15 protein-coding genes and 1 tRNA gene are annotated in these 21,598 nt (G+C 73.9%); 9 read left to right on the forward strand and 7 right to left on the reverse strand.

Annotation, left to right across the window (positions count from 1 at the left end; all coding sequences use genetic code 11):
- Positions 1-44 precede the first annotated feature (44 nt).
- Positions 45-719 (reverse strand): 50S ribosomal protein L25/general stress protein Ctc, encoded by a 675-nt coding sequence (locus AC4MBH_RS07405; RefSeq protein ID WP_491793935.1) that lies wholly within the window; start codon positions 717-719, stop codon positions 45-47.
- A gap of 165 nt (positions 720-884) precedes the next feature.
- On the opposite strand from AC4MBH_RS07405, the gene pepN reads away from it, so the two are divergent.
- On the forward strand, positions 885-3,293 hold the full coding sequence (gene pepN / locus AC4MBH_RS07410; protein ID WP_491793936.1) for an aminopeptidase N: 2,409 nt from the start codon (positions 885-887) through the stop codon (positions 3,291-3,293).
- A gap of 166 nt (positions 3,294-3,459) precedes the next feature.
- Here the strand turns inward: pepN and AC4MBH_RS07415 are convergent, their stop codons facing one another.
- Together AC4MBH_RS07415 and glmU are read right to left on the reverse strand one after the other, a co-directional pair.
- Positions 3,460-4,440, reverse strand: a complete 981-nt coding sequence (locus AC4MBH_RS07415; protein WP_491793938.1) for a ribose-phosphate diphosphokinase — start codon at positions 4,438-4,440, stop codon at positions 3,460-3,462.
- Positions 4,441-4,456: 16 nt separating this feature from the next.
- Positions 4,457-5,920 (reverse strand): bifunctional UDP-N-acetylglucosamine diphosphorylase/glucosamine-1-phosphate N-acetyltransferase GlmU, encoded by a 1,464-nt coding sequence (gene glmU / locus AC4MBH_RS07420; RefSeq protein WP_491793940.1) that lies wholly within the window; start codon positions 5,918-5,920, stop codon positions 4,457-4,459.
- A gap of 187 nt (positions 5,921-6,107) precedes the next feature.
- On the opposite strand from glmU, the gene AC4MBH_RS07425 reads away from it, so the two are divergent.
- Positions 6,108-8,417 (forward strand): catalase, encoded by a 2,310-nt coding sequence (locus AC4MBH_RS07425; protein ID WP_491793942.1) that lies wholly within the window; start codon positions 6,108-6,110, stop codon positions 8,415-8,417.
- Positions 8,418-8,502: 85 nt separating this feature from the next.
- Here the strand turns inward: AC4MBH_RS07425 and AC4MBH_RS07430 are convergent, their stop codons facing one another.
- Together AC4MBH_RS07430 and AC4MBH_RS07435 are read right to left on the reverse strand one after the other, a co-directional pair.
- Entirely contained in the window at positions 8,503-9,180 is a 678-nt protein-coding gene (locus AC4MBH_RS07430) for a hypothetical protein (RefSeq protein WP_491793944.1), read from the reverse strand.
- Positions 9,181-9,351: 171 nt separating this feature from the next.
- Positions 9,352-9,433 (reverse strand) — tRNA-Gln (locus AC4MBH_RS07435).
- 154 nt (positions 9,434-9,587) lie between these two features.
- Here AC4MBH_RS07435 and AC4MBH_RS07440 point away from each other — a divergent pair.
- Genes AC4MBH_RS07440 through AC4MBH_RS07470 form a run of 7 tightly spaced genes read left to right on the forward strand, consistent with a single transcriptional unit; the run spans position 9,588 to position 18,990 of the window.
- Complete coding sequence (locus AC4MBH_RS07440; protein WP_491793946.1) at positions 9,588-10,556, forward strand: type IV toxin-antitoxin system AbiEi family antitoxin domain-containing protein; 969 nt, start codon at positions 9,588-9,590, stop codon at positions 10,554-10,556.
- Between the two features lie 4 nt (positions 10,557-10,560).
- Positions 10,561-11,664, forward strand: a complete 1,104-nt coding sequence (locus AC4MBH_RS07445; RefSeq protein WP_491793948.1) for an ATP-dependent DNA ligase — start codon at positions 10,561-10,563, stop codon at positions 11,662-11,664.
- A complete protein-coding gene (locus AC4MBH_RS07450) occupies positions 11,664-12,203 on the forward strand; it encodes a hypothetical protein (protein ID WP_491793950.1) in 540 nt (179 codons plus the stop codon). Before AC4MBH_RS07445 ends, AC4MBH_RS07450 begins: the two co-directional genes overlap by 1 nt.
- Before the next feature lie 18 nt (positions 12,204-12,221).
- Positions 12,222-12,866 carry a hypothetical protein gene (locus AC4MBH_RS07455; RefSeq protein WP_491793951.1) on the forward strand — a complete coding sequence of 215 codons (645 nt, stop codon included), beginning with the start codon at positions 12,222-12,224 and terminating at the stop codon, positions 12,864-12,866.
- Complete coding sequence (locus tag AC4MBH_RS07460) at positions 12,863-15,541, forward strand: stealth conserved region 3 domain-containing protein (protein WP_491793952.1); 2,679 nt, start codon at positions 12,863-12,865, stop codon at positions 15,539-15,541. The genes AC4MBH_RS07455 and AC4MBH_RS07460 overlap by 4 nt, the downstream gene beginning before the upstream one ends.
- On the forward strand, positions 15,542-16,270 hold the full coding sequence (locus AC4MBH_RS07465) for a hypothetical protein (protein ID WP_491793954.1): 729 nt from the start codon (positions 15,542-15,544) through the stop codon (positions 16,268-16,270).
- Positions 16,267-18,990, forward strand: coding sequence for a stealth conserved region 3 domain-containing protein (locus AC4MBH_RS07470; protein WP_491793956.1), 2,724 nt, complete (start codon positions 16,267-16,269; stop codon positions 18,988-18,990). The genes AC4MBH_RS07465 and AC4MBH_RS07470 overlap by 4 nt, the downstream gene beginning before the upstream one ends.
- 373 nt (positions 18,991-19,363) lie before the next feature.
- Here the strand turns inward: AC4MBH_RS07470 and AC4MBH_RS07475 are convergent, their stop codons facing one another.
- Both AC4MBH_RS07475 and AC4MBH_RS07480 read right to left on the reverse strand, forming a co-directional pair.
- Positions 19,364-20,404, reverse strand: a complete 1,041-nt coding sequence (locus AC4MBH_RS07475; protein ID WP_491793958.1) for a sulfotransferase family protein — start codon at positions 20,402-20,404, stop codon at positions 19,364-19,366.
- Positions 20,401-21,414 (reverse strand): sulfotransferase family protein, encoded by a 1,014-nt coding sequence (locus tag AC4MBH_RS07480; protein ID WP_491793960.1) that lies wholly within the window; start codon positions 21,412-21,414, stop codon positions 20,401-20,403. Before AC4MBH_RS07480 ends, AC4MBH_RS07475 begins: the two co-directional genes overlap by 4 nt.
- Between the last annotated feature and the right edge of the window lie 184 nt (positions 21,415-21,598).

Here is a 21,598-nt window from a genome sequence, read left to right on the forward strand (position 1 = left end):
GGGCGAGATCAGGCGGCCCAGGTACCACCTGAGCCGGGTGAGGATCACTCGTCGCCGGCAGCGGCCTCGCTGTCGCCCTCGCCGGAGGCGGCCTCGATGGCCTCGTCGGACTCCTCGCGCTCGATGCCGGCCTCGGCCTCGGCCTCCTCGAGCTCGGCCTCCAGCGCCTCGGCGCTGATCTGCTCGGTGACGTTGATGATCAGGGTGTCGGCGTCGACCAGCAGCGTCGTGCCGGCCGGCAGCTCGAGCTCGGAGGCCAGGATCTGGGTGCCCGCGGGCAGGCCCTCGATGCTGACGTCGATCTGCTCGGGGATCGTGGTGGCCTCGGCCTCGACCTGGACGGTCGCGTTCTCGGTGACCACGAGGGTGTCGGGGGCGGCGTTGCCGACGACGTTGATGGCGACGTCGACGGTGACCTTCTCGCCCTTGCGGACGACGACGAAGTCGATGTGCTCGAGGGCGCGGCGGATCGGGTCGACCTGGACCTGCTTGGTCAGCGCGAGCTGCGAGGTGCCCTCGATGTCGAGCTCGAGCAGCGCGTTGGTCCCGCCGCGCTTGAGCGCCATCATCGTGTCGTGACCCGGCAGGGTGACGTGGATGGGGTCGTTGCCGTGGCCGTAGAGGACCGCGGGCACCTTGTTGTCGCGGCGGATGCGGCGGGCCGCGCCCTTGCCGAACTCGGTGCGGGTCTCGGCGGTGATCTTCTCGGTCTCGCTCATGCTGGTGCTCCTCGTGGTGTGGGTCCGTGGGGCCCGGCGGGACGAGGCGCTGCGCAGCAGCACGCCTTGTCGATCACGGAGCTCCCGCTCCCTCGCCGAGGCAACCCGGGAACCTTACGGGAGACCAGCGCCCGTGGGCCAATCCGGCGCTCCTACAGTGACGACGTGAGCCTCACCCTTGCCGAAGCCCGTGCCCGGGCCGCTGCCGTGTCCGACGTGTCCTACGACCTCGACCTCGACCTCACCGGTCCGGAGCAGGGGCACTACGGGTGCCGGGCCGTGGTGCGGTTCTCGTGCAGCGAGCCGACGACGTTCCTCGAGCTCACCGACGCGACCGACGTCGTGGTGACGCTCGACGGCGAGCCGGTCGACGCGGCGTACGACGGCAGGCGGATCACGCTCACCGGGCTGGGCGGCACCCACGAGGTCGTGGTGACGGCGCGGGTGCCGCACGTCACCGACGGCGACGGGATGCACACCTTCACCGACCCCGCCGACGGGGCGACGTACGTCTCGGCGTACGTCGGCATGGACGTGGCCCAGCGCGTCTTCCCGTGCTTCGACCAGAACGACCTCAAGGCACCGGTGTCGCTGGCGGTGACGGCCGACCCGGCCTGGACCGTGATCGCCAACGGCCGGGTCGAGCACCACGACGAGGCGGCGGGGCGTTGGACCTTCACCACGACCCTGCCGATCCCCGTCGCGATGTTCGTGGTGTGCGCGGGGCCGTGGCACTCCCACCGCTGGGAGCACGCGGGGCTGCCGTTCGCGTGGCACGCGCGGGCGTCGCTCAGCGCCGAGCTCGACCGCGACATCGACGACCTCAAGGCGACCACGGTGGCTTGCTTCGACCACTACGCGACGCTGTTCGACGAGCCGATGCCGTTCGACTCCTACGAGCAGGCCTTCGTGCCGGGGCAGAACTGGGGTGCGCTCGAGACGCCGGGGTGCGTGACCTACCGCGACGAGTACCTCCCCCGCGGTCGGGCGACCGAGCGGCTGCGCTCCTCGCGCGCCACCACGATCGCCCACGAGATGGCGCACATGTGGTTCGGCGACCTGGTCACGATGACCTGGTGGGAGGACACCTGGCTGCAGGAGTCGTTCGCCGACTACATGGGGTTCCGGGTCGCCGAGGCGGCGGCCGGACACTCGCACCTGCTGGTCGGGTTCGAGACCACCCGCAAGGTCAACGCCTACCGCGCCGACGCGCGGCGCTCGACCCACCCGGTGGCGCCGGCGGCCGAGGACGTGCCCGACGTCGACGCCGCGGCCACCAACTTCGACATGATCAGCTACGCCAAGGGCAACGCGTCGCTGCGCCAGCTGGTGACCTGGCTCGGTGACGAGACGTTCCTGCGCGGCGTCAACGCCTACCTGTCCCGGCACCGGTTCGGCAACACGGTCCTGGCCGACTTCGTGGCCGCCCTCGACGAGGTCTCCGACCGCGACGTCGTCGGCTGGGCCGACGCCTGGCTGCGCACCACCGGGTTCGACACGATCCGGGTCGAGCGCGAGGGCGACGGGACGCCCGTGCTGCACCGCGACGGGTCGCGGCCGCACCGGCTGCAGGTGGCGTCGTACGACGACTCGCTGGCGCCGCTCGACCGGCAGGTCGTCGACCTCGCCGACGAGCCGGTCCGGCTCGAGGGCTGGACCGGCCGGGTCGTGCTGCCCAACGTCGCCAGCGAGACCTACGGCCAGGTCGCCCTCGACCCGGCCTCGGCCGAGGCGTTCGCCAACGGCCTGTCGGCGGTCGAGGACCCGCTGGCGCGCGCCGTGGTGTGGGGGCAGTGGTTCGACGCGGTGCGCACCCGCCGGCTCGACCCGATGACCTACCTCGGCCTCGTCGCCTGGCACCTGCCGGCCGAGACGCACCCGATGATCGTGACGTCGGTCGTCAGCCGCACCGTCTCGGTCGTGCTCCCCGAGCGCGTCGCCGCCGACGACGTCGCCGCGGCCACCCGGTCGCTGGCCGAGGCCTTCGGCACCGGGCTCGCCCAGGCCCGCGACGAGGAGCTGCGCCTCACCTTCGTCGAGGGCCTCGCCTCGACCTCGACGGACGCCGCGCTGCTGCAGGGCTGGCTCGACGCCGACGGCGTCCACGGCCTCACCTGGTACGCCGCCCTCCGCTGGCGCGTCGTGACCCGGCTGGCCGCGCTCGGGGCCGCCGACGCGGCGTACGTCGAGAGCGAGCGGCTCCGCGACGGCACCGTCGACGGCGAGCTGGGCGCCGCCCGTGCCCTCGCCGCCCGCCCCACCCCCGAGGCCAAGGACGCCGCCTGGGCCGCCGCCACCGAGCCCGGCGTCGCCAACCGCCGCTTCGAGGCGCTGACCGGCGGCCTGTGGCAGGCCGAGCAGCTCGACCTCGTCGCGCCGTACGTCGACCGCTACCTGGCCGAGGCACCCGCCCTCGCCGAGCGCGGCCAGGCGTTCGCCCAGGCCGTCGGCCACGCCTTTCCCTCGGTCCCGCTCACCCCCACCCAGCTCGACGCCGTCGAGGCGGCGCTGCCCGGCGTGACCAACACGATCCTCCGGCGGGACTGGGAGGACGCGCTCGACGACCGGCGGTGAGGCGGGCCTCGGGCGACGGACCGAGGCCCCCACCCGTCCTCGCGAACCGCCAGCAGGGCCCTCACCGGGTCTCGACGCGCCGGTTCGCGTCCTTCGCAGGCTCAGTCCGCGACGGCTTGCTCGACCACCCTCGATCGTCCGGACCTCGTCCCTCGGTCCGGAGCGATCAGGCGTGCCCGTCGAACATCGAGGTGACCGAGCCGTCCTCGAACACCTCGCGGATGGCGCGGGCGACGAGGGGGGCGATCGACAGCGTGGTGAGCTTGTCGAACTCGCGGTGGGGCGGGATGGGGAGGGTGTTGGTGACCACGACCTCGACGGCGGGGCAGTTCTTCAGCCGGTCGACGGCGGGGTCGGACAGGATCGCGTGGGTGGCGGCGATGACGACGCCGGCCGCGCCCTCGGCCACCAGCGCCTCGGCGGCGTTCACGATGGTGCCGCCGGTGTCGATCATGTCGTCGACCAGCACGCACATGCGGCCGGCGACGTCGCCGACGACCCGGTTGGCGACGGTCTCGTTGGGGCGGTCGGTGCGGCGGGTCTTGTGGATGAACGCCAGCGGGGCGCCGTCGAGCCGGGCCGACCAGCGCTCGGCGACCTTGATCCGGCCGGCGTCGGGCGAGACGACGGCGAGGCGCTGGTCGCCGTACTTGCCCCGGACGTAGTCGGCGAGCAGGGGCATCGCCATCAGGTGGTCGACGGGGCCGTCGAAGAAGCCCTGCACCTGGTCGGCGTGGAGGTCGACCGAGATCAGTCGGTGCGCCCCGGCAGCGTGGAACAGGTCGGCCATCAGGCGGGCGGTGATCGGCTCGCGGCCGCGGTGCTTCTTGTCCTGGCGGGCGTAGCCGTAGAACGGCATCACCACGGTGATCCGCTTGGCCGAGGCGCGCTTGAGCGCGTCGACCATGATCAGGTGCTCCATGATCCACTCGTTGACCGGAGCGGTGTGGCTCTGGATCACGAAGGCGTCGCAGCCGCGCACCGACTCCTCGTAGCGCACGTAGAGCTCGGAGTTGGCGAACTGGTAGGCCGACGTCGGCACGATCGGGGTGCCGAGCAGGGCGCTGACCTCGGCGGCGAGCTGGGGGTGGGCCCGGCCGCTGAAGACCATCAGGTTCTTCTCGGTGGTCCGCTGGATGCCGCTCACGCGTGCGCCTGCACTTTCAGTCGTCGGCCGTGGGGTCGTCCGTCGGGTCCGATTCTGCCAGGGCCGCCTCGGCGGCCGACGCCTGGTCGGTCCCCGGACGGCGGCGCGCCGCCCAGCCCTCGAGGTTGCGCTGCGGGCCGGCGCTGACGGCGAGCGCACCCGGCGGCACGTCCTCGCGCACCACGGTGCCGGCCCCCGTTCCGGCGCCGTCACCGACCTCGACCGGGGCGACGAAGGTGTTGTTGGAGCCCGTCTTGGCGTGCCGGCCGACCCGGGTGCGGTGCTTGGCCACGCCGTCGTAGTTGGCGAAGATCGTGCCGGCGCCGATGTTGGTGCCCTCCCCGATCTCGGCGTCGCCGACGTAGGACAGGTGCGGCACCTTGGCGCCGTCGCCGATGACGGCGTTCTTGGTCTCGACGAAGCCGCCGATCTTGCCGCGGGCACCGAGCTGGGTGCCGGGGCGCAGGTAGGAGAACGGCCCGACGGTCGCCCCGTCACCGATGACGGCCAGCTCGCCGTGGGTGCGTACGACGCGCGCACTGGCACCGACCTCGCAGTGCTCGAGCGTGGTGTCGGGCCCGATCACGGCGTCCTCCCCCACCACCGTCGCGCCGAGCAGCTGGACGCCGGGCAGGAGGGTCACGTCGGGGGCGAGCACGACGTCGGCGTCGATCCAGGTGGTGGCGGGGTCCATCACGCTGACGCCCTCGCGCATCCACCGCGTCACGATGCGCCGGTTGAGCTCGGCGCCGAGCTCGGCCAGCTGGGCGCGGTCGTTGACGCCCTGGGTCTGGACGACGTCGTCGATCGGGTAGGCGCTGACGGTGAGGCCGTCCTGGCGGGCCAGGCCGATCGCGTCGGTGAGGTAGTACTCGCCCTTGGCGTTGTCGTTGCCGATCCGCGGGAGCGCCTCGGCCAGGAAGGCGGCGTCGAAGGCGAGGATGCCGGAGTTGATCTCGCGGATCGCCCGCTGCTCGGCGGTCGCGTCCTTCTCCTCCACGATCGCGAGCACGTCGCCCTCGTCGTCGCGCAGCACCCGCCCGAGGCCGAACGGGTCGGGCACCACGCCGGAGAGGATGCTGACCGCCGCCTGGGACGCGGCGTGCTCGGCCACGAACGACCGCAGGCTCTCGCCGGTGAGCAGCGGGGTGTCGCCGGTGGCCACCACGACGGTGCCGGCGGTCTGGCCGGTGGCCTCCATCGCGACGCGGACGGCGTGGCCGGTGCCGAGCTGCTCGTCCTGCACGGCCAGGACGGCGTCGGGCACGACGTCCAGGACGTGCGGGCCGACCTGCTCGCGCTGGTGGCCCACCACCGCCACCACCCGGTGCGGCTCGGCGGCCAGGGCCGCGGTCAGCACGTGGCCGATCATGCTGCGCCCGCCGACGCGGTGGAGCACCTTCATCGTCTTCGACCTCATCCTGGTGCCGCCACCGGCGGCGAGGACGACGACGGTCAGCTCATCGGAGGCGTGGGGCACCGGGTCACTGTAGGACCTGTCGCCCGTCGGGTCCCGTGGAGCAGGTCGCAGGGCCGCTGCGCTCCCACGTGCGGGTGGTACGCCGGCCCGCCCTGGCTGACAGCGTGGCTGGGGCAGCCCGTCCCACGGACGCCTGCCCCGGATGTCGGGCACGTGCCCGACGACGCTGATCTCGAGGAGTCGACACATGTCCGAGAATTCCCCCAGCCCGGCCGGCGGCGCCGCGAGCGTCCGCAAGGCCGTCAGGAAGACGATCGAGCGCGCGGCCGAGCTGGCGCTGCAGCGGCTCGGCGACACCCCGCCCGAGGTCCCCGGAGCGCCCGGGGTCGCGCCCCCGACGCTGGCCGAGCCGACCAAGCCGCGCCCGCCGCTGCCGTCGAAGCCCGACCAGTCGGCGCCGGAGCGACGTACGCCGACCGGCGCCGAGACCGACGTGCCGGCCCCGGCGATGGGCCAGCAGGGCGCCTTCCTGACCACGGCGCACGGGGTGCGGCTGCGCGACAGCGACCACTCCCTCAAGGCCGGCGAGCGCGGCCCGACGCTGCTGCAGGACCACCACCTGCGCGAGAAGATCTCGCACTTCGACCACGAGCGGATCCCCGAGCGCGTGGTGCACGCCCGCGGTGCCGGCGCCCACGGCGTCTTCGTCGGCTACGGCAACGCCAAGCCGATCACCACCGCCGCGCTGTTCGGGCGGCACGTCGAGACCGACGTGTTCGTGCGGTTCTCCACCGTGCTCGGGTCGCGCGGCTCGGCCGACACGGTGCGCGACACCCGCGGGTTCGCGGTGAAGTTCTACACGCCGCAGGGCACGTGGGACCTGGTCGGCAACAACATCCCGGTCTTCTTCATCCAGGACGGCATCAAGTTCCCCGACGTGGTCCACGCGGCCAAGCCCCACCCCGACCGCGAGATCCCGCAGGCCCAGAGCGCCCACGACACGTTCTGGGACTTCGTCTCGCTGCACACCGAGGCCCAGCACCACACGCTGTGGAACATGTCCGACCGCGGCATCCCGCGCTCCTACCGGACGATGGAGGGCTTCGGCGTCCACACCTTCCGCACCGTCAACGCCGCCGGCGAGACGTCGCTGGTCAAGTTCCACTGGAAGCCCAAGGCGGGCGTCCACTCCCTGGTGTGGGAGGAGGCGCAGATGCTCGCCGGCAACGACCCCGACTTCCACCGCCGCGACCTGGCCGACTCCATCGAGGCCGGCGCACTGCCGCAGTGGGAGCTCGGCGTCCAGGTCTTCCCCGACACCCCCGAGGAGACCTTCGAGGGCATCGACCTGCTCGACCCGACCAAGATCGTGCCCGAGGAGCTCGCGCCGGTGCAGCCGATCGGCCTGCTCACGTTGACGCACAACCCGACGAACTACTTCGCCGAGACCGAGCAGGTCGCGTTCAGCGTCGGCAACCTGGTGCCCGGCATCGACGTCACCAACGACTCGCTGCTCCAGGCGCGGCTGTTCTCCTACGTCGACACCCAGCTGACCCGGCTCGGCGGCCCCAACTGGAACCAGCTGCCGATCAACCGTCCCCACGCCCCCGTCAACGACATGCTGCGTGACGGCATGCACCAGACGGCCGTGCACGCCGGGGTGGCGCCGTACAAGCCGAACTCGCTCGACGGCGGGTGCCCGTTCTTCGCCGGCGGCGTCAAGGACGGCGCGTTCGTCGACCTCCCGGTCGAGGTGGCCGAGTCGGCCAAGGTGCGCGCGCTCTCGGCGTCGTTCGACGACCACTTCAGCCAGGCGCGCCAGTTCTGGCTGTCGATGACCGACGTGGAGAAGGAGCACATCATCGCGGCCTACACGTTCGAGCTGGCCAAGTGCTTCGAGCAGGTCGTCAAGGAGCGGCAGCTGCTCGCGCTGGCCAACATCGACCCCGAGCTGTGCGCCCAGGTCGCCACCGGCCTCGGCCTCCCGGCGCCGGCCGCGACCGTCCCGCTCGGCGACCCCGAGCCCAGCCCGGCCCTCTCCCAGGTCGGCGGTACGTGGCCGGTCGAGGGACGCATGGTCGGCATCGTCGTCGACGCCGAGGGCGACCTGAGCGGACTCGAGTCCGTCGCTGACGCCGTCCGCGCCGCCGGCATGGTGCCGCTCGTCGTCGCCGCCCACGGCGGCAAGCTCCCCAACGGCATGGCGGTCCAGCGCGTCTTCACCGCCACCCGGTCCGTCGAGTACGACGCCCTGCTGATCGCCGGACTCCCGGCCCCGGCACCCGACGCCTGGGTCGCCCGCGACGCCAAGGCCGGCGAGGCCACCCCGGCCCCGATCGACCCGCGCGTGGAGCAGATGCTCGGCGAGTGCTGGCGCCACGGCAAGGCCATCGGCGCCTGGGGTGCCGGCACCGCTGCGCTCGAGGCCAACGGCATCGTCCCCGACCCGGCCGCCGGCATCGTCGCCGGCGACGACCCGGCGACCGTGGTCGCCCAGGTCACCGAGCTGCTCGGCGCCCACCGCGCGTGGGGGCGCTTCGCCACCCCCGTCGCCTGACCGACGGCGCGGTCAGCACCGGGCCTCGGGCTGCTTCGGCAGCCCGGGGCCCGGTTCGTCCCTCCGGTGCCGTCCCGTCAGTGGTTCAGCGGAACTGGGTGACCAGCACGTTGTTGGCCTCGTCGAAGCAGCCGGAGTTGACGCGCGCCCGGGTCGCCGTGGCGTTGATCCCCTTCGCCCACACGCTGAGCGTGTGTGCGCCCGGTGCCAGGGCACCGAAGACGGCCGTGAGGTTGCCGTAGTGGAGCCCGTCGTCGCGCACCAGGTAGGTCGAGCGACCCACGGAGGTGGGCTGGTCGTCCACGCGTAGCTCGAACTGCACGGCGCTGGAGCCCCCCTGCTCGGCCGACCACGTCGTCGAGTACTCGAGCCGCGTCCACCGGGCGGAGGCGGTGGCGGTGAAGGTCGCGACGTCGGTGACCTTGCTGTACGTCGTGGGCACCGGTGCGAGGCTGGTGCAGGCCTCCGAGCCGACCCCGGTGACCCGCTCGGCGAGTGCCGCGGAGTCCAGGCCGTCGAGGAGGTCGGCGTTCAGCTTGGTGACCTTGCCGCTGCTGTTGACGGCAAGGGGCGGGGAGCCTGGCTTGACGCGGACACCGAGGGCAGGTCCCACGGTGGTCCGGGTGAGCACCGTGACCTTGTCGGCCTTGTTGTGCTTGCCCAGCACCATGCTCTTGCCGGTGGCGCCGTAGGCGACGTAGTCGAGACAGACGACCAGCATCAGGCCGACTGCGACGGTGGACAGGACCGACTTGATGCGCATGGGTGCTCCTCGGTGGTGGAGTCCCGACGGTAGGACCGCGATCGGCGGTCGCTAAGGCCCGATGAGGTCTTGACAAGACCGTCGCCACCGGGCTCGGGTGGCGAAGGACCCGGGCCCGCGATCGCCGCGAGACGACAGGTCGGACGTGCCCTCCGGGCGCAGGCCACCGTCTGGCTCCCCGGGATGGAGTCGAACCATCGTCGCTAGTCCTGATTCAAAGTCAGGCGGGCCCTGCCGGCAGACCAACCGGGGAATGTGCGGGCAAGCCTAAGCCGTGCGGCCGGCACCGCCGTGGCCAGGACAGTGCGGTAGATCGCATCAACCTGGTTGACGCGATCTACCGCATTGATCCACAGGCAGGGACGATGCCGTGGCCGCGAGGGCGTTCGCGGACGGACGATCGCGGGATGGACGAGGTGGCGCGCTTGCTGCGCGAGCAGGACGGCGTGGTCTCGCGCCGCCAGGTGCTCGCTGCCGGGACCACGCAGACGGCGCTCGCCCGACGGCTGCGCCGCGGCGAGCTGGTCCTGCGCCACCCGGGCGTCTACCTCGAGCACAACGGCCCACCGACCTGGCAGCAACGGGCCTGGGCCGCGGTGCTGCATGCCGAACCGGCGGCGCTGTGCCTCGACTCCGCGCTCCGGGCCGCGGAGGGTCCCGGGCGGCGCGGCCGCGACGACGCCGTCGTCCACGTGGCGGTGGCACGAGAGCGCAAGGTGGTCGAGGTGCCCGGCGTCCGGGTCCACCGGATGACCGACGTCGACCGGCGCGTGCAGTGGCACCTCGGGCCGCCACGCGTGCGCTACGACGACTCCGTGCTCGACGTCGCGACCGCCGCGCGTGACGACCTGGCCGCGATCGCCGTGCTCGCCGACGCCTGTGGCTCGCGACGTACGACGGCGGCCCGGCTGCTGGACCGGCTCGACGGGCGGGCGCGGGTCGCCCGGCGCCGGTGGCTGGCCGACGTGCTGCGCGACGTCGCCGACGGCACCTGCTCGGTCCTTGAGCACGGCTACCAGACCCGCGTGGTCCGGCCCCACGGTCTCCCCCGGGGCGAGCTCCAGGCGCCACGGCTGGTGTCGAGCGGGCTGGTGCTCCGCGACGTCGAGCACGCCGACCTCGGACTCGCCGTGGAGCTCGACGGACGGCTCTTCCACTCCGCGCCGGAGGACGTCGACCGCGACCTCACCCGCGACCTCGACGCAGCCGTCCTCGCCGACCTCCGCACCGTGCGACTCGGCCACGGCCAGGTCTTCCGCGACGGGTGTCGCACCGCCGCCCGACTCGGACTGCTGATGCGTCGGCTCGGGTGGAACGGGCAGCACGCCCCCTGCCCGCGCTGCCCACCCGACGCGCTGCCCTGCGTGGTTAGGTAGGACCGTGGACCTGCCCGTGATGCCACCCGTGCAGCCGATGCTCGCCAAGGCGGTCGCCGGCGTGCCCGACCCGGCCAAGCACACGGCCGGGGGGATCACCGGGCTCAGCTTCGAGCCCAAGTGGGACGGGTTCCGGTGCCTGGTGTTCAAGGACGGCGACGAGGTCGAGCTGACCAGCCGCAACACCAAGCCGCTGACCCGCTACTTCCCCGAGCTCGTCGCCGCCGCCCGCGAGCAGCTGCCCGAGCGGTGCGTGCTCGACGGCGAGATCTTCGTCGCCGTCGGCCAGCGGCTCGAGTTCGAGGTGCTGCAGGAGCGCATCCACCCGGCGGCGTCGCGGGTCGACATGCTGAGCGAGAAGACGCCGGCCAGCTTCGTGGCCTTCGACCTGCTCGCCCTCGGCGACACCTCCTACGTCGACCGGCCGTTCGCCGAGCGGCGTGCGGCGCTCGTCGGTGCGCTGTCCGGGCTCACCGGCCCCTGCTACCTGACCCGCACCACCGACGACCCCGCCGTCGCCCAGGAGTGGTTCCACACCTTTGAGGGCGCCGGGCTCGACGGGGTGATCGCCAAGCCGCTCGGGGCGCCGTACTCGCCCAACGGCCGCACCATGATGAAGATCAAGCACGAACGCACCGCCGACGTCGTCGTCGCCGGCTACCGCGAGCACAAGACCAGCACCCCCGAGCGACCGCTGCTCGGCAGCCTCCTGCTCGGCCTGTACGCCGACGGCGAGCTGCAGCACATCGGCGTCAGCGCGAGCTTCACCGAGAAGCGGCGCGCCGAGCTGATCACCGAGCTGCAGCCGCTGGTGTGCGCGATCGAGGACCACCCGTGGGGCCGCTGGCAGGAGTTCCTCACCGCCAACCCCGACCGGGTGCCCGGCACCCAGAGCCGGTGGAGCCAGGGCAAGGACCTCTCGTTCGTGCCGCTGCGGCCCGAGCGCGTGCTCGAGGTCAAGTACGACGCGATGGAGGGCCGGAGGTTCCGGCACACCGCCCACTTCAAGCGCTGGCGTGACGACCGCGACCCCACCTCGTGCGGCTACGACCAGCTGGAGCAACCCGTGAGCTACGACCTCGCCGAGGTCCTTTCAGGAGGTACGTGATGGCCGACTACGACGTCGTCCTGCTCGTCGAGCAGGCGCTCACCCCGCAGGACGCGGTCCAGGTGCGTTCGCTGCACGAGGGTCTCGACGACCCGGTGACCTACCACGTGCTGCTGCCCGTCGACGACGCCGCGGCCCGCGTCGAGGCGTCGCTCGGGTCGCTGTCGGGGAGCGAGCTGCTCGCCGCGCCGCACGTGCCGATGGAGCACGTCGACCTCGACGCCGTGAGCAAGGAGCTGCACGAGCAGGCCCGCGCCGACCTCACCGCCACCGTCGCCGTCCTGGAGGACGCCGGCGCCACCGTGGCCACCAGCGCCCTGCTCACCGGACCCCCGGTCGACGAGCTCGCCGCCAAGGTCAAGGAGGTCGACGGCCGGGAGACGATCATCCTCACCCGGCCCCACGTGGTGGCCGACCTGTTCCACCTCGACTGGAGCAGCAAGGCCCGCCGCAGGCTCGACGTGCCGGTGCTGCACCTCCTCGAGCACGAGACCTTCACCGAGCAGGCGGGCGGGTCCGAGGGCAACACCGGGATGTAGGTCACTAACCTGTCGCGGGTGAGGTTGCGTCGGCGGGTCGAGGAGTCGCCCGCGACGGTCGACGCCGTGTTCGCCGGCACGCTCGACGGACGACGCCTCTGGCTCGCCGTCGCGGAGCAGCCCGGGACGTTCGAGCTGCGCTCTCCCGACGGCCGAGCGGTGCACCTCCCGGTCGAGGTCGACGACCAGCCCGGCCACCTCTCGGTGCGCGTCGACCTGGCCCCGCTCCCGTCGACCGCCGGTGCCCACGACGTCGTGCTGGTCACGCCCGGTGGCGTCCGGCGCGTGCACGGCGACCCGGGCTCGCGCCGGGTGCCGCTCGCCCCGGGCGGGCGGGCGCGCCACCGGCTCGAGCAGGCCGACGACGGCGCCCTGCGCCTGGTCACCGAGCCGGTCCCCGACGCCCACGAGCTGCACGCGCTGACCGTCACCGACGAGGGGGTGCACCTCGACCTCGACGGGCGCACCCACCTGGTCACCAACGCCGACGGCTCCTGGTCGCGGGTGGTCGTCGACGGCCTGTCCGTACGCCGCCGCGACGACGACCTGCCCGAGCCCGGCCGCTCGGCGCCGCTGCCGTCGGTCGGCCGGCTGCGCCTCCGATGGTCGGGCGAGGGGTTGCTCCAGGCGCGCTCGGCGGAACCGTCGGGGGACGACGGATGAGGGTCGGGTTCCTCGTCCTCAACCTCGACGGCATGGGCGGCACCAGCCGCTCGGCCATCACCCAGGCCAACGCCCTGGTCGCCCACGAGGCCGTCACCGGCGTGCGGATGCTCAGCGTCACCCGCTCGGCCGACCGGCCGCACTACGCGATCGACCCGCGTGTCGGCGTCGAGCACCTCGTCGACGTGCGCGAGCCCGACCCCGACCCGCGCGAGTCGGCCCTGGTGCCGGCGCGGTGGGACGCGCAGTTCACCGCCGCCACCGACGCCGCGCTGGAGAGGGCGCTGCCGGACCTCGACGTCGACGTCCTCGTCACCGTGACACCGGGCCTGCTCACCGCCGCGCTCACGCTGGCACCCGGCCGGGTCGTCGTCGTCCACCAGGAGCACCGCGCCTCGCACGACCGCAGCGGCGGGCTCGAGCCCCTGCTCGCCCAGGCGCCGCGCGCCGACGTCGTCGCCCTGCTCACCCCGAGCGTCGAGTCGTGGCTGTGCGAGCAGCTCGGGGCGATCGCCCCGCCGACCGTGGTGGTGCCCAACCCGCTGCCGCTCGGGTTCGTGCCGCGCGCGGCCCTCGACCGCCGGCTGGTCGTCACGGCGGGCCGCCTGGTGGGCGAGAAGCAGTTCCCGCGGCTCGTCGACGCCTTCGCCGAGGTGGCCGACCGGATGCCCGGGTGGCGGCTGCGCATCTGCGGCGAGGGCCCCCAGCGCACCGAGCTCGTCCGCCAGGTGCGCAAGCACGGACTCTGGGACCGCGTCGAGCTGCCCGGCTCGGTCGCCGACATGAGCGCCGAGTGGGCCCGGGCGTCGGTCGCGGCGCTGGCCTCGCGCACCGAGGGCTACCCGCTGGTGCTGCAGGAGGCGATGGCCGCCGGCGTGCCGGCCGTCAGCTTCGACTCCCCCTCGGGCCCGCGCGAGATCGTCGAGCACGAGGTCAACGGGCTGCTCGTCGCGCCGCAGTCGACGAGCGGCCTCGCGACCGCCCTGCTGCGCCTGGCCTCCGACGACGACCTGCGCGCCCGGCTCGGCCGCGGCGCCCTCGCCACGGCCACTCGCTGGGACGCCCACAAGATCGCCGACCGCTGGGTCGGCGTCTTCGCCGACGCGCTCGAGCGCCGTGGCGGCCGGGGCCGGCTCGAGGCCCGTGCCGGCACGCCGTCCTCCACGTCGGCGCCAGACCCGACCGCGGGGCTCGCCGGCGCGACCGTCGGCGTGACCCCCGCCCGCGCCCGCCACGAGGCGCTCGCCTGGGCGGTCGAGGCAGCCCGGGCGGCCACCGACACCTGGCTGGTCGTGCCGGCCCACGAGCACGCCGCACCGACGGTCGTCGTACCGGCCGAGGCGCGGGGCGCGCTCCTCGACGCGCTCGCCCGTCCGGGCTGCCCGGCGTACCTCTGCCTGCGCGACCCGGCCGAGGCCGGCTGGCCCGAGCGCCGCGGCCCGGTCGCCGACCTCGCCGCCGACCTGCGCCGGGGCCGGACGTCGGTCGTGGTCCTCGAGCCGTGGCCCCACCTCGACGGCGAGCCGACCCTGCTGTCGACGGGCTGTGGCGTCGAGATCGAGCTGTGGGAGACCGACCCCCACGGCGACCTGGTCGCGCCCCGTCGCAACCCCTACGCCGACCGTCTCCCCCGGGCGCTCGTCGCCGGTGCCGTCGACGCCGAGGTCGACGGCGTCACCGTCCGGTCGCTGCCGCTGATGCTGGCGCCGACCGTGACCGAGGTGCGCTTCCCGGTCGACGTCGTCTACACCTGGGTCGACGGCACCGACCCGGCCTGGGACGCCGCGCGCGCCGCCCGGCTCGCCGAGGTGGGCGGACCCGCCCACAGCCGCGCAGCGAGCGGGGCCGCGCGCTACGTCGACCACGGCGAGCTGCGCTACTCGATGCGCAGCCTCCATCTCTTCGCACCGTGGGTACGCCGCATCCACCTGGTCACCGCCGGGCAGGTGCCGGCCTGGCTCGACCCCGACCACCCCACGGTGCAGGTCGTCGACCACCGCGAGATCCTCCCCGCCGACGCGCTGCCGACGTTCAGCTCCCACGCCATCGAGACCGCGCTGCACCGCGTGCCCGACCTGGCCGAGCACTTCGTCTACCTCAACGACGACTTCCTCCTCGGCCGTCCGCTGCGCCCCGAGGCCCTGTTCAGCCCGGCCGGCCTGACGTCGGTGTTCTTCTCCCGGCAGAACGTCGGGCTGCCCGACGCGGACGCCAACGCCGCGCCGTTCCTGCACGCCGCCCGCAACAACCGCCGCCTGCTCCAGGACGCGTTCGGCGCCGTCACCCTGCGCAACCTGGCCCACGCGCCGTACGCCCACCGGGTCTCGGTGCTCACCGCGCTGGAGGAGCGGTTCGGCGACGCGCTCGCGGCCACCGCCCGCAGGCCGTTCCGCAGCGACCGCGACGTCTCGACGCTGAGCTCGCTGGCCCAGCACTACGGGCTGCTCACCGGCACCGCCCACGTCGCCTCGCTCGACGACCACCCGCTGACGTTCGTCAACCTGGCCCAGGCCAACGTCGACGGCCAGCTGCGCCGGGCGCTGCACCGCGAGCAGGACTTCCTCTGCCTCGGCGACCACCACGACCACGCGCTCGACGCCGCCCGGCTCGACCAGTCCCTCGCCGACTTCTTCGAGCGCTACTACCCGATCGCCGCACCCTGGGAGCGTGACTGAATGGGACTCTTCACGAGGCCGACCAGCGCCGAGGCGGTGCACGCCCGCGTCGCCGACGGTGAGCACCTGTGGCTCGCGGTCCGCGGCGCCGACTCCCTCACGCTGGTGCGCGACGGCGGACCCGACGTCGACGTCGACGCCGCCACCGAGACCCACGGCGACGAGGAGCTGCTGACCGCCGTCGTCCCGCTCGCCCGGGCGCTGGCCGCCGACGACAGCCCCACGGTCGAGCTCCGGCTCTGCCACGGTCGCAAGCGCCAGCCGGTGACCGCCGCATGGGCAGCGCGCCCGGCCTCGCCGACGCTCGAGGCACCGACCACCGTCGACCGGCGCTGGCAGCTGTCGGTCCACGACGTCGACGGCGAGGTCGTCGTACGCCGCGCGCCCGCGGCCCCGGTCGTGCCCGTGCTCGCGGTCTCGGCCGTCGACGGCGGCGTCGCCGTCCGTCTCGCCGGTACGCCGTCGCAGGTCACCGTCGCCGGGACGAGCCTGCCGGTGTCCGACGGGGTGTTCGTCGTCGGCACCGTGCCCGACCTGCCGCTCGAGACCAACCTGCCGTTCGAGGCCGACGGCGTGCCGGTGTCGCGGTTGCGCAACGTCGTGCAGCGGCCGCACTACGCCACCGCGCTGCCGGCGCTGCCCGAGCCCGAGGTCGAGCTGCGGTGGCTGCGCGACGGCCGGCTGGCGCTCTTCCGCCGCGAGACCGCGCTCGTCAGGCCCCTCGCATGAGCCCCCGCACGAGCTCGATGAAGGTCGCCTTCCTGGTCGCCACCGTGCACGACATCGGCGGCACGGCCGGCGCGGTGGTCACCCAGGCCAACGCCCTGGCCCGGCGCGGGGTCGACGTCGAGATCCTCAGCGTCCTCCCCGCCGAGGGCGGCACCCACTTCCCGCTCGACCCCGGCGTCGTCGTCCGCGACCTCGTCGACGGCTCGCTCGACCACCTCACCGGACGGACGCCGCTGCTCGTCCCCGACAACGCCGACCCCGGGCTCGACGCGCGCGTCGACGCCGCGCTCGAGGCGGCGCTGCCGTCGCTGCGCGCCGACGTGCTGGTCAGCGTGACCCCCGCGATGCTCTCCTACGCCGTCCAGCTCGCCCCGGCGCGCACGGTCGTCGTCCACCAGGAGCACCGGTCGTCGCACTCGCGGCCCAACAGCCGCCACCTGCTGCTCGACGTCGCCCGCCGCGCCGACGTGGTCGCGATGCTCACCGAGCCGATGGCCCACTGGCTGCAGGCCGAGCTCGGGCCCGACGCCCCCGAGGTCGTCGTGGTGCCCAATGCGCTCGCCCCCGGCTACCGACCCCGCTCGCCGCTGACCGAGCCGGTCATCGTGTGCGCCGGCCGGCTGGCCAGCGAGAAGCAGTGGCCGGTGCTGGTGCGCGCGTTCGGCGCGGTCGCCGACCGGATCCCCGAGTGGCGGCTGCGGATCTTCGGCGACGGCCACGGCCGCTTCGAGACGATGGGCATGGTGCGCAAGCTCGGGCTGCACGACCGGGTCGAGCTGCCGGGCCCGACCTCCGACATGCAGGGCGAGTGGGTGCGGGCGAGCATGTCGGCGCTCACCTCGCAGGCCGGCGAGGGCTTCCCGCTGGTGATCCAGGAGGCGATGGCCGCCGGGGTGCCGGTCGTCGCCTACGACATGCCCACCGGCCCGCGCGACCAGATCACCCAGGACGTCGACGGTGTCCTGGTCACGCAGGGCTCCGAGGCCGGGCTCTCGGCCGCGATCCTCCGCCTGGCCACCGACCCGGCGGAGCGCCTGCGGATGGGCGCCGCGGCGCTGACCAGGTCCGCCGACTGGCACAGCGACGCCATCACCGACCGGTGGCTCGAGGTGTTCGAGGCGGCCCTCGGCCGCCGGGCCGCCGGGTCCGGCGGCGCACGCGCCGCTGCCGTGACCTCGCTGCGCACCGACCGCGAGGTGCCTCCCCACCCCGACCTCGCCCCCCACGGCCGCGAGGGCGTCGGGGTCACGCCCGCCCAGGCCCGCCACGAGACCCTGGCCGCCGCCACCGCGCTCGCCGACGGGCTGGGCGAGGTCGCGACCGGGTGGTTCGTGGTGCCCGGCCGCCTCGGCGCCCCGGCCACCGTCGTGCTGCCGATGGCGGCCCGGGCGGCCTACGTCGCCGCGCTGGCCGCCGACGGCGCGCTGCCGGCGTACGTCTCGGTGCACGACCCGGAGCACCGCGGCTGGCCCAGCCGGCGCGGTACCGGCGCCGAGATGGCCGCGCCGCTGCTGCGCGGACGCACCGGACGCCTGCTGCTCGAGCAGTGGCCGACCACCGAGGGCCCCGACGGCGTGCGCGGCACGCTGCTCGGGCGCGGCTGCGGGGTGGCGGTGGAGTTCTGGGAGACCGGGCCCGACGGTGACCTGCACGCCGTACCCGGCCACGTGACCTGGACGCCGACGGTGCCGCGCGGCGCGGCCACCGTGCCGGTCACGGTGCACGACGTCGAGGTGCCGACGCAGCCCGCGATGGCGGTGCCGACCGTCTACGAGTGCACGTTCCCCGTCGACGTGGTCTACACGTGGGTCGACGGCGCCGACGAGGAGTGGGAGGCGCGCCGGGTCGCCCGGCTCGCGGAGGTGACGGGCACGGACCCCACGGTGGCCACCCGGGCCTCCAGCGGCCGGGCCCGCTACGTCGACCGCGGCGAGCTGCGCTACTCGCTGCGCAGCCTGCACCTGTTCGCGCCCTGGGTGCGCACGATCCACCTGGTCACCGACGGGCAGGTGCCCGACTGGCTCGACCCCGACCACCCCCGGGTCAACCTCGTCGACCACCGCGACCTGCTGCCGCCCGAGGCGCTGCCGACGTTCAACTCCCACGCCATCGAGTCGGTGGTCCACCGCATCGACGGCCTCGCCGAGCACTTCGTCTACCTCAACGACGACTTCTTCGTCGGCGCCCCCACCTGGCCGGAGGCGTTCTTCTCCCCCGCCGGCACCGCCGCGGTCTTCCCGTCCTCGACGGTCGTCGGGCTGCCCGGGCAGGGCGTGCTGCCGTGGGCCCTCGCCGCCGACAACAACCGCCGGCTGCTGGCCGAGGCGTTCGGCGCCACCACGGTCAACACCCTCGTGCACGCGCCGTACGCCCACCGGGTCTCCACGCTGCACGAGGTGGCCGAGCGGTTCGCCGACGCCGTCGACGCCACGACGCGCTCGCCGTTCCGCTCCTCCACCGACGTCTCGATGCTGTCGTCGCTGGGACAGCACTACGGCCTGCTCACCGGCGCCGCCCACGTCGGCGAGGCCGACTACGCCTTCGTCGACATCACCGAGACCGTCGTACGCCGCCGCCTCCTCGACCTGCTGCGGCGCGAGCGCGGCGGCTTCTGCCTCGGTGACAGCCACGACTTCGGCCGCGACCCCGCCCAGGTGGAGGCCCTGGTCGCCCAGTTCCTCGAGGACTACTTCCCGATCGCCGCCCCCTGGGAGCGCTGACCAGCCTGACGCTGGTCGAGCCGGGCGAGCGCCAGCGAGCCCGAGTCGAGACCCGGCGAGGCAAGGCACCCTGCGGGGGTCTCGACTCGCGGAGACTTCGTCCCCGCGGCTCGACCACCGGCGGTGACCCACGCTGGTCGAGGAGGGCCGCCAGGCCCGTCTCGAGACCACCCCCGACGCAGGTCTCCACCGAGGGTGGTTTCGAGACGGTTGCTAGCGCAACCTCTTCAACCACCGACACACGCTGGTCGAGCCGGGCGAGCGCCAGCGAGCCCGAGTCGAGACCCGGCGAGGTGCGCACCCTCGGGGTGGTTTCGAGACGGTTGCCAGCGCAACCTCCTCAACCACCGTCGGGGTCGACCGGCGTACGCCCCTAGCGGCGGCGGCCGAAGAGGCCGCGGGGGCGGTCCTCGTCGACCTCGGGGTGGTGCTCGGCCTCGAGCTGCTGCTCCAGCTCGGCGACCTGCGCCTCGTACTCCTCGCGCACGTTGGCACGGGTGCGGCGGCGGACGTGCACCTCGCGGGCCTGGGTGTGGTCGAGGGCGACGCCGACGGCGTGGTCGAAGATCCGTTCGTAGTCGGCGCGGAGCCGGGCCAGGTCGTCGGCGACCGGGGCCGCCGGGTCGTCGGCGAGCCGGCTCATCTGCTCCCACGTGCCCTCGGCGACGACACGGAGGGTGTCGGGCACGTCGACGGAGTCCCACGTGGTCTCGGACCGGCGCAGGCTGGGCTCGATGAACGCGTCGACCCGGGACGCACCGGCGTCGAGGTCGACCACGAGGCCGAGCCGGTCGACCACCGTGTCCAGCACCGGCCGCCACGACGCGAGCAGGTCGACGTAGCGCACGAAGACGCGGTCGTCGGGCCGGGTGACCTCCTCGGTGACCAGGCAGGCGTGCACCCAGCCGGCGATGTTGGCGGTGGCGCGCTGGCGGCGGAAGCTCTCGCCGCGGTCGGTCGGGGTGTAGTGCGTGTCGCGCGACTTGGCGACCTCGACGGGGTGGCGCAGCATCGTCAGGAACCCGAGGCCGGCGCCGCCGCGGGCGGCCGCCTGACGCCACAGGTCGTGGAACCAGAAGGCGCGCGGGTCCTTGACGAGCACCTGCCCGTGGTCGGCCTCGCGCAGCGCCACGGCGAGCCAGTCGTCGAGGGCGTCGGCGTCGTCGGCGGTGGGCAGCTGCCCGGCGAGCGCGGCCGCGTCGGGGCGCGAGTCGAGCGTGCGCACCACCGGCGTCCGCTTGAGCATCGCCTTGTGGAAGTCGACGACCCACTGCGACTCGTAGAACCCGCGCGGGTTGGTCTCGTCGGCCGGCACCTGCGGCTCGGGCAGGTGCAGGCCGAGCATGCTCAGCGCCCCGGCGATGGTGCTGGTGCCGCTCCGCCCGGCGCCCGCGACGACGACGACCCGGCTCATGCGGTGCCCCCTTCGGCCAGGCGCGCCTCGGCCTCGCGGAGCCTGCGGCGCAGCTTGTCGAGCCGCTCGTTCTTGACCGCGAGCCGGCCCTCGAGCTCGGTGCGCAGGGCCTGCAGGTCCGACGACGTCTCGTCGGAGACGATCGCGGCGGAGGTGCGGTAGAGCTCGGCGTACTCGACGTGCAGGGCCTCGAGCGCGGCGACCGCCGCGGGGTCGTGCGGGGCGTCGACGAGGGTGTGGGCGGCGGTCCAGGTGCGGTCGGCCAGGTCGATCAGCACGTCGGGCACCGACAGGCCGTCCCAGGTGGCCGCCGACCGGTTGAGCGAGGTCGTCACGAAGTCGTCGACGGGGTGCGGCCCGGTCAGGTCGCCGGGGTCGACGCCGAGCTGGCCGCAGGCGCGGGTCATCGCCGTACGCCAGTCGCCGATCAGGTCGTAGTAGGGCACGAACGCCCGGGCGTTGCCGCGGGTGGCCCGCTCGGTGACGAACACCGAGTTCATCCAGGCGGCGACGTTGGTGGTCTCGCGCTCGCGGCGCAGCTCGTCGGAGCGGCCCGAGAGGTACGCCGAGTCGCGCGAGCGCACCACCTGGGCGGGGTGGCGCAGCATCGTGAGGCTGGCCAGCTCGGCGCCGGTCGCGGCGACGACGCGCTGCCAGAGCGGGTAGACCCAGTAGGCGCGGGTCTCCTTGACCACCACGACATCGCCGTCGGACCGCTGGGCCAGCTCGCCGGCGAGCCAGGCGCGCAACGTCTCCTCGCGCTCGGGCGTCACGTCGGCCATCGCGACGTCGCCGGCGTCGGGGCGGCTGTCGATCGTGCGCACCGGGATCGCGTTGAGCCAGTGCTTGTGGAACTCCGCGACCCACAGCGGCTCGTAGTAGCCGCGCGGGTTGCGCTCGTCGGTCTCGACCTCGGGCTGCGGGATGTGGAACCCCAGGCGTTTGAGGGTGCCGGCCACGCTGCTCGTGCCGCTGCGGCCGGAGCCCGTGACGACGAGGACCTTGATCACGGACGCGAGGTTATCGGAGCACCGAGGTCGCCGTACGACGGTGGTCGAGCCGCGGGGACGAAGTCACCGTGAGTCGGGACCCCCGCACGGTGCGTGCCCACCCTGGGCGTGCACCGTGCGGGGTCTCGACTCGGGCTCGCTGGCGCTCGCCCGGCTCGACCACCGTCAGCACGACGACGCCGGA

The organism is Nocardioides sp. WJ219, assembly GCF_058559815.1.

Bases quoted from the DNA above. Each gene is read 5' to 3' on its own strand.
- AC4MBH_RS07405 (WP_491793935.1), bottom strand. From the start codon at position 719: ATGAGCGAGACCGAGAAGATCACCGCCGAGACCCGCACCGAGTTCGGC.
- AC4MBH_RS07425 (WP_491793942.1), top strand. From the start codon at position 6,108: ATGTCCGAGAATTCCCCCAGCCCGGCCGGCGGCGCCGCGAGCGTCCGC.
- AC4MBH_RS07430 (WP_491793944.1), bottom strand. From the start codon at position 9,180: ATGCGCATCAAGTCGGTCCTGTCCACCGTCGCAGTCGGCCTGATGCTG.
- AC4MBH_RS07440 (WP_491793946.1), top strand. From the start codon at position 9,588: ATGGACGAGGTGGCGCGCTTGCTGCGCGAGCAGGACGGCGTGGTCTCG.
- AC4MBH_RS07450 (WP_491793950.1), top strand. From the start codon at position 11,664: ATGGCCGACTACGACGTCGTCCTGCTCGTCGAGCAGGCGCTCACCCCG.
- AC4MBH_RS07460 (WP_491793952.1), top strand. From the start codon at position 12,863: ATGAGGGTCGGGTTCCTCGTCCTCAACCTCGACGGCATGGGCGGCACC.
- AC4MBH_RS07465 (WP_491793954.1), top strand. From the start codon at position 15,542: ATGGGACTCTTCACGAGGCCGACCAGCGCCGAGGCGGTGCACGCCCGC.
- AC4MBH_RS07470 (WP_491793956.1), top strand. From the start codon at position 16,267: ATGAGCCCCCGCACGAGCTCGATGAAGGTCGCCTTCCTGGTCGCCACC.
- AC4MBH_RS07475 (WP_491793958.1), bottom strand. From the start codon at position 20,404: ATGAGCCGGGTCGTCGTCGTCGCGGGCGCCGGGCGGAGCGGCACCAGC.